The sequence below is a fragment of the Wandonia sp. genome (assembly GCF_984588085.1).
In genome coordinates this window covers 1-11,882 of the sequence record NZ_CFIGVI010000012.1, presented here as the reverse complement: position 1 = coordinate 11,882, position 11,882 = coordinate 1, and the positions used below count along the sequence as shown (strand labels likewise).

Annotated in this window: 11 protein-coding genes; 6 read left to right on the top strand and 5 right to left on the bottom strand. The window is 39.3% G+C overall.

The features are described 5' to 3' along the window. Nucleotides 1-103 precede the first annotated feature (103 nt). Together AC4PL9_RS06740 and AC4PL9_RS06735 are read left to right on the top strand one after the other, a co-directional pair. Nucleotides 104-982 (top strand): bifunctional 5,10-methylenetetrahydrofolate dehydrogenase/5,10-methenyltetrahydrofolate cyclohydrolase, encoded by an 879-nt coding sequence (locus AC4PL9_RS06740; RefSeq protein ID WP_491603988.1) that lies wholly within the window; start codon nt 104-106, stop codon nt 980-982. 14 nt (nt 983-996) lie between these two features. Next, nucleotides 997-2,766, top strand: a complete 1,770-nt coding sequence (locus AC4PL9_RS06735; protein WP_491603987.1) for a putative porin — start codon at nt 997-999, stop codon at nt 2,764-2,766. A gap of 4 nt (nt 2,767-2,770) precedes the next feature. Here the strand turns inward: AC4PL9_RS06735 and AC4PL9_RS06730 are convergent, their stop codons facing one another. Both AC4PL9_RS06730 and AC4PL9_RS06725 read right to left on the bottom strand, forming a co-directional pair. After that, a complete protein-coding gene (locus AC4PL9_RS06730; protein WP_491603986.1) occupies nt 2,771-3,151 on the bottom strand; it encodes a DUF779 domain-containing protein in 381 nt (126 codons plus the stop codon). Nucleotides 3,152-3,211: 60 nt separating this feature from the next. Continuing rightward, complete coding sequence (locus AC4PL9_RS06725; protein WP_491603985.1) at nt 3,212-4,741, bottom strand: aldehyde dehydrogenase family protein; 1,530 nt, start codon at nt 4,739-4,741, stop codon at nt 3,212-3,214. Nucleotides 4,742-4,908: 167 nt separating this feature from the next. Between AC4PL9_RS06725 and AC4PL9_RS06720 the strand changes: the two genes are divergently transcribed. Next, complete coding sequence (locus tag AC4PL9_RS06720; protein ID WP_491603984.1) at nt 4,909-5,853, top strand: helix-turn-helix domain-containing protein; 945 nt, start codon at nt 4,909-4,911, stop codon at nt 5,851-5,853. Nucleotides 5,854-5,863: 10 nt separating this feature from the next. Here AC4PL9_RS06720 and AC4PL9_RS06715 read toward each other — a convergent pair whose 3' ends face one another. The 3 genes from AC4PL9_RS06715 to AC4PL9_RS06705 are packed head-to-tail and all read right to left on the bottom strand — an operon-like array spanning nt 5,864 to nt 8,810. Continuing rightward, nucleotides 5,864-6,475 (bottom strand): fumarylacetoacetate hydrolase family protein, encoded by a 612-nt coding sequence (locus AC4PL9_RS06715; protein WP_491603983.1) that lies wholly within the window; start codon nt 6,473-6,475, stop codon nt 5,864-5,866. Nucleotides 6,476-6,485: 10 nt separating this feature from the next. Further along, complete coding sequence (locus tag AC4PL9_RS06710; RefSeq protein WP_491603982.1) at nt 6,486-7,382, bottom strand: exonuclease domain-containing protein; 897 nt, start codon at nt 7,380-7,382, stop codon at nt 6,486-6,488. 33 nt (nt 7,383-7,415) lie between these two features. Continuing rightward, entirely contained in the window at nt 7,416-8,810 is a 1,395-nt protein-coding gene (locus tag AC4PL9_RS06705) for a M28 family peptidase (RefSeq protein WP_491603981.1), read from the bottom strand. Between the two features lie 153 nt (nt 8,811-8,963). Between AC4PL9_RS06705 and gap the strand changes: the two genes are divergently transcribed. The 3 genes from gap to AC4PL9_RS06690 are packed head-to-tail and all read left to right on the top strand — an operon-like array spanning nt 8,964 to nt 11,822. Next, entirely contained in the window at nt 8,964-9,956 is a 993-nt protein-coding gene (gap, locus tag AC4PL9_RS06700; RefSeq protein WP_491603980.1) for a type I glyceraldehyde-3-phosphate dehydrogenase, read from the top strand. A 4-nt stretch (nt 9,957-9,960) separates the two neighbouring features. Further along, the gene (locus AC4PL9_RS06695) at nt 9,961-11,331 is read left to right on the top strand and encodes an SLC13 family permease (protein WP_491603979.1); all 1,371 of its coding nucleotides are present in this window, start codon (nt 9,961-9,963) and stop codon (nt 11,329-11,331) included. An 11-nt stretch (nt 11,332-11,342) separates the two neighbouring features. Next, nucleotides 11,343-11,822 (top strand): CYTH domain-containing protein, encoded by a 480-nt coding sequence (locus AC4PL9_RS06690; protein ID WP_491603978.1) that lies wholly within the window; start codon nt 11,343-11,345, stop codon nt 11,820-11,822. Nucleotides 11,823-11,882 lie beyond the last annotated feature (60 nt).

The window sequence follows — 11,882 nt, the reverse complement described above, 5'->3', positions numbered from 1 at the left end:
TTTGTAAAGGTAATTATTTGCGTATAATTTGTTCCTCTCCTGATGAAAAACAGAATTCAAACATGCCTAATTTGATTATCTTTGCTGCAAAACAGAGATGAGCATGCAACTTTTAGACGGAAAAGCCACAGCGGCTTCAATAAAATCGGAATTAGCAGAAGCAGTAGCAAAACGAAAAGCATCCGGAATGAAAGTTCCGCATTTGGCAGCGGTTCTTATTGGAGAAGACGGAGGTTCAGTTACCTATGTAAATGCAAAAGTAAAGTCATGCGAAGAAATAGGGTTCGAAAGTTCTTTGTTACGCTACGATGCATCCATTACTGAAGAAGAGTTGTTAAAAGTTGTACAGGATTTGAACGAAAATGACCAGATAGATGGTTTTATTGTTCAGCTTCCTTTACCGGCTCATATTGATGAGAATAAAGTAACCATGGCAATCGACCCGTCAAAAGATGTGGATGGTTTTCACCCGGTTAATATTGGTAAGATGGTGCTGGGATTACCTTGTTTTCTTCCGGCAACACCTGCAGGGATCGTTGAATTATTGAAACGCTATTCGATTGAAACATCCGGAAAACATTGTGTGGTTTTGGGTAGAAGTACTATTGTAGGTACACCGGTCAGTATCATGCTAAGTAGAAATTCAAACCCGGGAAACTGTACTGTAACATTGGCACATTCCCGTACGGCAAATTTGAAAGAAGTGTGTAAGTCTGCTGATATTCTGATCGCAGCTATTGGAAAGCCGGATTTTGTTACTTCTGATATGGTAAAACCGGGTGCTGTTGTCATAGATGTGGGAACTACCCGAGTAGACGATGCAACAAAAAAAGCAGGATGGCGTTTGAAAGGAGATGTCAAATTTGATGAAGTGAAAGATATTTGTGGTGCGATTACCCCGGTTCCCGGAGGAGTTGGTCCGATGACAATTGCTTCGTTGATGATTAATACTCTGCGTGCTATGGAACTGAACGGAAAATAATCCGGTATAGGCTTATGTCATTGAAAAAGCTCTTCGCGTTATTGGTAATTGTATGGTGTTCGGGAATGTCTGTTGCCCAGTACAATTTTTATGAGCGAAACTATCTGGAACCTGAGGCGGATACCGTTCTTTTTGACAAAAGGAGCGGAACCCGCCATATCGATTCACTTGACAGAGCATATTATAATTATCAGCCTTCCTTATTCAATAATGGACGAGCGTATCTTCCCGAGTTCAGAGATGTTAAAGATTGGGGAACTTACAGACATTTTTTTGCAGATGAGCGTCCATTTTACAAAGCGGACTATCATTTCACGGCTCTTCCGTATGTAGGTTTCTTCTATAGTTTTGGAGGAGGGGGAGATCAGGTACTGGATTTACGTTATACGCATAATTTCGGTAACAGAGTTAATTTGTCTTTCCGCTACCATCGTTCGGCAGATAACGGACAAATGAGAAATATGTCTGTTAATAATAACGATCTGAGTTTGAAATTATCGTATCGGGGAAATCATTTCCGATCGTATCTGGATGCCTATTACGGATATGATAAATACTCAGAGAGTGGAGGGGTTACTGCTGCACAGGATCTGGAACCTTTTACGATTGACTTGTTCCAAACGGAGAAAAATGACGCAAGAGCAAAAGTGCAGAGAGCGTATATCACCAGTAAAAACTTTTTGGTGTTGGGAAAGGATTCGCTCAGTCCCTGGAATGTCTACTTTTCTCCTTCCTGGTATGTGTATGAAAGACGATATGAAGAAACGTTGTCGGATACAGCCTTGATAAATAATGCAAATTACAGTTCAACGTATACGAGTGATAATTGGCAGGAACCGCATTTGCTTTTGGATGCCGGAATCCTTTTTAACAAAGAGAAGTTTCGTTTTTCAGCGGGGTATACCTATGATTACTGGGTCTATTCCAACCACGCAAACCGAATTGCTTCCAGTGATAATTACCTGGTTTCAGGACTAAAATGGAATTTCGGTAAATTTCAATTAAACAATGATTTCCGGTTTTTTATTACCGGAAACCCTTTTGAATTTTCAGATAAAGCAAAGTTGACATTTGCCTGGAATGAAAAAAACAGAGTAGGGGCTGAGTTTTTGATTGAAAATTACTTTTTGGAACCTTTTCAGATGAGATACAGTGCCAATCATTTTGACTGGACCAACGCGTATACAAACTCCACCTCTACAAAACGTATTTTTGGAAATGTGTTTTATGAGTTTTCCGGAAAGCAGAAAGTTCGTGTAAATATTCGGCAGCTCGTAATTAATAATCAGTATCTGTTTGAAAATGGAAACTGGTCAGCAACAGGGAGTACACAAAGTGTGTTCACTCCTTCTTTATCAGCATCTCTTCGTTTTTGGAAGTTTTCGAGTAATACATCTGCCGAATTGTTTGTAAGTGATAAAAGTGTATTGCAACATCCTGATTATCGTATCCGTTCCCGTTTCTTCTTTGACAGTCCTGTGTTTAAAGCTAAACGATTAAAGATAGCCACGGGAGTAGAAGTAAATTATATTCCAAATTACAGAGTCGCATCTTATATCCCCGAACTGGGATTGTTTTATTATTCGAACGCGATGCAGAATAACTCCATTAATTCATTACAGTTGGACTTTTTCCTGAACTTTGAGATAGAACGTTTTCGTTTCTTTATTTCGGCTAACGGACTAAATAATTTATGGGATGATTCCCCCAGGTTTTATGCCGATGGATACCCGGTACGTCCCTTTTTCCTGCGTTTGGGGTTGAGTTGGGATTTTGTGAACTAAGCGGTCAGTATCCTCCTTGTTGAACTTCTTCCAGATTATTAGCTTCTTCTTCGGTAAACAGACGGCTTTTAATAAGAAACCGTTTTCCATACGGAATTTCCAGTGAGAAACTGGCACCTCTACCATTGGTAACATCCAGTGTCAGATGCGTATGTTTCCAGTATTCAAATTGATCCGCACTCATGTAAAAATTACATCCGTTAATTTCTCCAAGTAAAACATCCGAATTTCCAATCTTAAAATCTCCTTTTTGAAAACACATGGGACTGGAACCATCACAACAACCTCCGCTTTGATGAAAAATGAGTTCTCCGAATTCCTGTTTTAACTGATTGACAAGTTCGGTAGCCTCGGGAGTTATTGATATGCGTTTGTATTTATTCATAATAATTGTTTATAGAAAAGGGAGGCTGAAACCAGTCTCCCTTTACATTATCATTGGTGATTAGAAAAAACCAAGCTTGTTTTTGTCGTAAGAAATAAGAAGATTTTTGTTTTGACGATAATGATTGAGCATCATCAAATGAGTTTCACGTCCGAAACCAGACTTTTTATACCCTCCAAATGGAGCGTGTGCCGGGTAAGAGTGGTAACAATTCACCCAAACTCTTCCGGCTTGTATAGCGCGGGGAACCGTGTAGGCTTCGTGAGCATCTCTTGTCCAAACTCCGGCTCCAAGTCCATAAAGCGTATCGTTAGCAATTTCGATAGCTTCCTCAACAGATGCGAAAGTAGTAACCGAACATACCGGACCGAAAATTTCTTCCTGAAAAACACGCATTTTATTATGCCCTTTCAAAAGAGTTGGCTGAATGTAATATCCGTTTTCAAGACCGCTGTTTAGGTTAACGGGAGCTCCTCCGGTCAACACTTCTGCACCTTCCTGCTTTCCAATTTCAATATAGTTCAGAATTTTTTCAAATTGATCCTGCGAAGCCTGTGCTCCCTGCATGGTATTCAAATCAAGTGGATTTCCTACCTTAATAGCATTAATGCGCTCAATTACCCGCTCAATAAAACGGTCATAAATACTTTCGTGAATCAGAATACGGCTGGGACAAGTACAGATTTCTCCCTGATTAAGGGCAAACATAGATGCTCCTTCTAAACATTTGTCAAAGAATTCATCGTCAGCATCCATAATGGAGGGGAAGAAGATGTTAGGAGATTTTCCTCCAAGTTCCATAGTTACCGGGATGAGATTTTCAGATGCGTATTGCATAATAAGTCGCCCGGTAGTTGTTTCACCCGTAAAAGCGACTTTATTAATACGTGGAGACTGCGCAAGTGGTTTCCCACATTCAGGACCAAAACCGTTTACAACATTCAATACACCGGGAGGAAGAAGATCTCCGATCAACTCCATCAATACCATGATAGAAACAGGAGTTTGCTCAGCGGGTTTAACGATTGTACAACACCCGGCAGCCAGCGCAGGAGCCATTTTCCATGTAGCCATAAGTAGCGGGAAGTTCCACGGAATAATTTGACCGACTACACCTACAGGTTCTTTGATATTCATAGAAACTGTCGTTGAATCAAGTTCTGATGCTGTTCCTTCTTCAGCGCGGATACACCCGGCAAAATAACGGAAGTGATCAACAACAAGTGCCAAATCCGCATTGATGGTTTCGCGAATTGGTTTACCGTTATCAACTGTTTCCACAGCTGCCAGATACTCCAGATTTTCTTCGATTCTGTCGGCAATCTTTAGTAAGATATTGCTTCTTTGCGCTACAGAAGTCTTTCCCCATGTTTTGAAAGCTTCATGAGCAGCATCCAGTGCAAGGTCAATATCTGCCGCTTTTCCTCTGGCAACTTTTGTAAATACTTTGCCGTCAAGTGGGCTGATGACTTCAAAATAGCCTCCGTCAACCGGGGCAACAAATTTCCCTCCGATGTAATTATCATAGTGTGACTTAAAGTCCGGACGTTTCATTAAAGTAGATACTTTTTCTTTTTCTACTGATTCCATAATGTTTTGAGTTTAAAGTTCGAAAGCTAAATGTCTCCTTATTTTCTGTATTCGAATGTCAGGATTGATGCATTGAATAGCACAATAGTATCATTTTGCTTTTAGGTTTGTTTTTTTTCTGTGATGTAAGTACCTTAGGGAATAATAAATACTGATCTGTATCACAAATGTTAGAGGGTGTAAACTTAAAGGAGAAATACAAAATTTTCAGTAGTCCCATAGATGAAGTGGAACACCGGACTGCACACCATGCAGATCATGCGTTGTTGAATGTTTTTGAAACCAGCCGGGAGGCATTTAAGTTTGACCTTCAATTTGACAACCCGACAGTTGTTAGTATGATTCAGGGAAAAAAAGTGATGCATCTTAAATCAAAAGATCCCTTTGACTTTTCTCCCGGTCAAACGATAATAATGCCATCCTCTGAAATGATGTACATTGATTTTCCCGAAGCAGATATAAGTAACCCTACTCAGTGTCTGGCATTAGAAATCAGTGAAGGGTTTGTTCAGGAAACATTAATCTGGCTGAATGAACTTTTTCCCAAAACAGAGGGAGATCTTTGGAGTTGGAGTAAAGAAAGCTTTTTACTTCTCAATAACCCTTCTGTGCAGCAAAACCTGAATCGCCTGATTCGGGTAATGGTAGACAATAATTTCGGAAAACAACTCCGTGCCTGCAATACGACCAAAGAACTTATTGTTTCGCTTATGCAAACCCAGGCGCGTTATTTCTTGTTGGAAAATATAGATAAATTAAGTACGCGAAATCGGTTAGCTCATGTCATAAAGTATATTCGGAATAATATTCATAAGAGCTTGTCTGTAGAAGAACTTGCAGGGCAGGCTTGTTTGTCAAGAGCTCAGTTCTTTCGTGCTTTTCAGCGGGAATTAGGTGAATCTCCGGTCCACTTCATTAACCGGGAGCGGTTACAACTTGCCAAACACAAATTATTTGCAGGAGGTCTGTCAGTTTCGCAGGCTTGTTTTGATAGTGGATTTAACAGTCTGAATTATTTCTGTAGGGTCTTCAGACAATTTGAAGGTGTAACTCCTGTACAATGGAAGGAGCGACAAGTTAAACGTGTTCAGGAAAAATTTGGTGTAAAATAAGCAAACAGCTTTATTTGATTTTTAAATCCAGCAGCTTTTCACCGTTCAGGAACCCTTCCAGATGATCTCCGATCTGAACAGGCCCCACTCCCGCAGGAGTTCCGGTAAATAATAAATCTCCAATTTTTAATGTCATGAATTGAGAAATATAAGCAATCAATTTGTCTATAGAGAAAATCATATCTTTCACATGACCTGATTGAACGGTAACACCATTCTTATATAATTCAAAAGAAGTAGTATCGAGATCCAGATCTTGTATTGGTACAAATCGATCTGATAAAGGAGCTGAATGTTCAAAGGACTTCGCTATCTCCCATGGAAGTCCTTTCTCTTTACATTCTTGTTGAAGGTCCCGGGCTGTGAAATCAATACCTAATCCAACTTCATGATAATACTCATGTGCATATTTTTCAGAGATATTTTTCCCCAATCTCGCTATTCTTACAACGAGTTCTAATTCGTGATGAAGATCTTTTGTAAAGTCCGGGTAATAGAAAGGATTACGCTTCGGCAAAAGAGCCGTATCCGGTTTCATAAAAAAAACAGGTTTTGAAGGTAAGGGAGCGTTCATCTCTTTTGCATGATCGCTGTAATTTCTTCCTATACAAATGATCTTCATAGTCACATGATTATTTACCAAATTTAGCTTTTAGAGCCGCAATTTTCTCATCCATGGATAAGTTATCCTGAGGTTCCTTTTTTCTTTTGACCTGAGGTTTCTGAGAAGGATTCCCACTAGTCGCTTCGGATGATTTGTTTTCGCTCTTTATTTTTTCCATTTCACGTCGAAGAACTTCCTTTGTATATAGAGGAAAGTTGGCATTCAACATCCATCCATAGTATCCGGGTTCTTCTTCATTAACCTCGCGGATTGTTTTTCCTTTATGTTTCCCGAAGTTGTATATCGCTTCACCCTCACTGTTAAGAGCTACTCTTCCGGCGAAATCGATGATTTTATTGCTCCCCTGTCTGGAAAAATCAGCAAGGAATGAAATATCCTTTTCAAGACTCTCGTATTTATCCAATTGTGCAAGGAATACGTCTTTAGTCGCTTCTATATCAGCAAGAGCAGAATGTGCATTTTCTAATTCCTTGTTGCAGTAAAACTGATAAGCTGCCGCAAGCGTACGTTGTTCCATTTTGTGAAAGATGTTCTGAACATCTACAAATTGTCTGGCTGACATATCAAAATTATTTCCTGCTCTAAGAAACTCTTCTGCGAGTACAGGAATATCAAATTTATTGGAATTGTACCCTGCCAGGTCAGCATCTCCTATAAAAGCGGCTACTTCTTCAGCTATATCAGTAAAAGTAGGGGCATCTTTAATCATTTCGTTAGTAATCCCATGTATTTTGGAAGATTCTTCCGAAATCTCAATTTCAGGATTAACACGCTTTTCATAAGTAAGAGAAGAGCCATCCGGCAATAGTTTGATTATAGCTATTTCTACAATTCTGTCGTTAGTAATATCAAGACCTGTTGTTTCCAGGTCAAAAAATGCAAGAGGTTTGTGTAATTGTATCATGATAAAATTATTCTGGCGCAAATATCGGGTTTCTTAATTGATATCCTTTCCGTGTGTAGCGCTTTTGTTTCCTAAATTTTTATCCATAAGATAGATCAGACTGGCAATTGACGCACAACCGAGTTCCAGTTCCCGTTTGTTAACCGATTCAAAAACATCAGCTTCCGAGTGATGAAAATCAAAATAACGTTGTGAATCCGGAACAAATCCGATCAGGGAAATCGAGGGGAAATAATCTTTTAAAGGATTAATGTCCACGCCTCCGTAACCTTTTTCGAATTTATGTAATTCATAAGGGGCTAAAACCTTAGAATATGATTGTAGTAGCTGAAGCATAGGATGCGTTCCGTCAAGTGTAAAACCGCGGGGAGCAAAGCCTCCGCGATCGCTTTCGATAGCCAGGATGTGCTCTTCTCCTGATTCTTTAGAAGATGCAGCGTATGTTTTTCCACCCATATTTCCATTCTCTTCATTCATGAACAGAACCACCCGGAGTGTATGAATAGGCGTATAATTAAGTTCCTTCAGAATACGAAGAGCTTCGATGGAATGAACAATTCCGGCTCCATCATCATGTGCACCTTCTCCTAAATCCCAGGAGTCAAGATGACCACCAACTGTAATTATCTTATTCGGATAGTGTTTTCCGGCAATTTCGCCAATCACATTATACGATTGTTTTGGTGGATAAGACCGGCAGTCCATTTCAAAGACAAAGGACAGTTTCTCTTTTTGCAGATGCTCTTTCAGGTATTCAGATTCTGCGGTAGATAAAGCAGCAGCAGGAATTTTCTGAATGCCTTCTTCATACTGCATGGATCCTGTGTGAGGGTGATAGTCAATTGACGAACCAATGGAACGGATAATGACACCGATAGCCCCTTTTTTAGAAGCTTCGATTGCCCCGCTGTTGCGCATAGGGTAACAGCCTCCATAAGCGTGAAAAGTAATAATCTGTTTTTCATCCATTGGTTGATTAATAAAAACAATTTTTCCTTCAAGCGTACCATCTGGTACCTTTCTTAATTCGTCAGTGGTAGAAAAATAAACTATTTCACCTTCCATCTTACCGTTTGTAGCAATGGAGCCACCTAAAGCAGTAATGGATACCTTTTTTAGTTTGCCATCCGAATGTTTGATCCAGGCAGACTCCTTTGTCCCTCTTTCCCAATGTGGGACCATGACTGGTTGTAGGTAAACGGTATCAAAATTATAAGATTGCAGTTTCTTTTCGCCCCAGTAAACAGCCATTTCAGCTTCTGCTGATCCGGAAAGACGCGAGCCGATATCTTTACATAAGCTGCGAAGATCTTCATACGCTTTCCCTTCAGAAAGAGCTGCGTCAAAAATACGACGAATAAAAAGGGAGTCTGTATTTTGAGCGAATGTAATAGTAGAGAAAAACAAAATGAAAACTAACCTGAACATATCGTTAACTGAAAATTTCCCGAAAAATACTATTAATTCACTAATTAAGGAAAGGGATCGGGTATTGCGATGAAAAATATAGGTCAGGAAAAAGAGAAAACAAATCTGTTAAACACACAATTTTCATTAATTTCAACGCAAAATATATAGGTTATGAGAATAGGAGTGAATGGTTTCGGGAGAATTGGACGTTATTTCACACGTCTATCTTTGGAACGTGAGGATATGGATGTCGTGATGGTAAATGACCTTGCGCCGATTGAAACGTTGGCACATTTACTTAAATACGATTCTGTACACGGAAAATTGAAATATGATTTTACAATACATGGAAATGAAATACACTTTTGTAACGGAAAGAAACTGAGTTTTACTTCAGAAAAAGATCCTGCACAAATTAACTGGGGAGCGAAACAAGTCGACTATGTGTTGGAGTCTACCGGATTATTTCGTAGTTCAGACAAAGCTGCTCTTCATCTGAGAGATACCGTTAAGAAAGTGGTTATAAGTGCTCCGGCTAAGGGGGACGATGTAAAGACGGTTGTTATTGGTGTCAATGATCATTTGTTAGAGCCGGAAGACACAATCGTGTCAAATGCATCCTGTACAACAAACTCAGCAGCACCTTTGGTAGCTGTTTTAAAAGAAATATGTACCATTAAGAGTGCTTATATAACAACAGTACATTCATATACATCTGATCAGCGTCTTCATGATGCACCTCATTCTGATTTGAGAAGAGCCCGAGCCGCAGCTCAGTCGATTGTTCCTACTTCTACAGGAGCAGCGAAAGCATTGACCAGAATTTTTCCGGAATTAGATGGTTTTATGGGAGGATGTGGGATTCGTGTCCCGGTTCCTGATGGATCATTGACAGATTTAACAATAGTGGTGGATAAGGCTCCGACTGTAGAAGAAATAAATGCTGCTTTCAAGAAGGCTTCGGAAACAAACCTGAAAGGAATCTTATCTTATATAGAAGATCCGGTTGTTTCTGTTGATATTCTGGATAATCCGCACAGCTGCATTTTTGATTCATTACTGACAAGTGTTATCGGTGATAATATGATTAAGGTAGTGGGATGGTATGATAACGAAGCTGGCTATTCCAATAGATTGATTGATTTGATGACCAAGCTGAAGTAACCGGATGAAATGGTTGAACCTGTGTATTGGTTTTTTGCTGTTTATAGCCTTTCTCTTTATTGGTGAGAATAGTCTGCTGTATAATGCAATTGGTTTAGCTGCCTGGATGGTATACTGGTGGATTACGGAGTGTGTGCCTTTATATGCGACCGCTTTGCTTCCGATTCTACTGGGACCTCCTCTTGGATTAATAGATACCAAAGAGTTGGCACAGGCCTATGGTCATACCATGGTTTTTCTTTTTTTAGGAGGTTTTTTAATTGCGTTAGCTATTGAGAAGTGGAATGTTCATAGGAAAATTGCTTCCATGATTGTTCAACAAACCGGATCTACTCCGGCTGGAGTACTTTTAGGGTTTATTTTGTCTACAGCCTTTTTAAGCATGTGGTTGAGTAATACAGGTACGGCGATCATGATGATGCCCATGGCAATGACAGTCGTTTCTGTTCTTCCGGAGAGTAAATTTTCATCACGTTTCTCGACAGCCCTATTGTTAAGTATTGCTTTTGCAGCTAATATAGGTGGTACAGCAACGCTGATTGGCTCTCCTCCCAATGTTCAGATGAGTGGAATATTGGCAGATAACTTTAATATACAGGTGGATTTTTTAAGTTGGATAGTAATAGGACTTCCTTTTTCCGTTTTACTCCTTATTGCTTTATTCTTTTACCTGAGAGCTACTTTTTTGAAAACGGACGAACACGTTGAAATTGCTTTTCGCGATAACTCACCCTGGAGTACGAATCAAAAAAGAGTTTTAATTGTTTTTTTTCTGACAGCTGTACTTTGGATTGTAAAGCAATTTATTAATAAGGCGTTTGACTGGTCTGTTACTGATACGCAAATTGCAATACTAGGAGGGATATTACTTTTTATTATTCCTTCAAAGGGGGAAGATAAGAAGACGGGAGTGCTGAAATGGGAGGACACAAAAAATCTTCCCTGGGGAATTTTATTACTTTTCGGAGGAGGGTTAGCATTGGCAAAAGCACTTTCGAATGCAGGTGTTTTATCTCTTTTTGCAGACTGGGTTAGCGAACACGGGGGAGATAGCTATTTTTGGTTGCTGTTTATTCTGATCGTTGCAGGAGTATTTCTCACCGAACTGATGTCTAATCTTGCTTTGGTTACAATATTGATTCCTATTATAGCAGAACTTGCCATAAAAATGGATTACCCGGTTCTTGCATTATGTTTACCCGTGACTTTATCGGCATCCTGTGCTTTTATGCTTCCTATGGCAACCCCGCCTAATGCGATTGTATTTTCATCCGGTAAGCTCAGAGTAAGTACGATGGCAAAAGTCGGAGTAATAATGAATATCATTTCGGTAGCTGCTGTTCTTGGTGTAGCTTATATATTAACACTAGTATAATAGTAGAAGAAATGGGAATTGAAATTGAACGTAAATTTTTGGTTGATAAAAGCAAGCTCAGTGAAGAAATTCGAAAAAAGAACTTTGATAAGGTGTTTTCAATTGCTCAGGGGTATTTGAAAAACGAAAAAGAACAAACGATTCGGGTTCGTATAAAAGGAGAAAAAGGATTTCTTACTATAAAAGGAGAACAGCAGGGAGCCAGTCGTACGGAGTATGAGTATGAAATTCCAGTTGAAGATGCAGAACACTTATTATATACATGTAAGGAAGGTCGTATAATAAAGAAGAGGTATATTATACCATATAAAAGTAAATTATGGGAAGTTGACTTCTTTGAAGAAGATAATGAAGGGCTAGTTGTTGCAGAGATAGAATTGTCAGAAGAAGGAGAGGAGTTTGCAAAACCTGAGTGGTTGGGAGATGAAATAACCAGTGATTTTAGATATACCAATGCAGTTTTAGTGAAAAAACCGTTTAAAACATGGTAGACTTACGTTGTTAACTACTTATTTTATAGTGTTTTATTAAAAACATCATAAAAAAGGGGT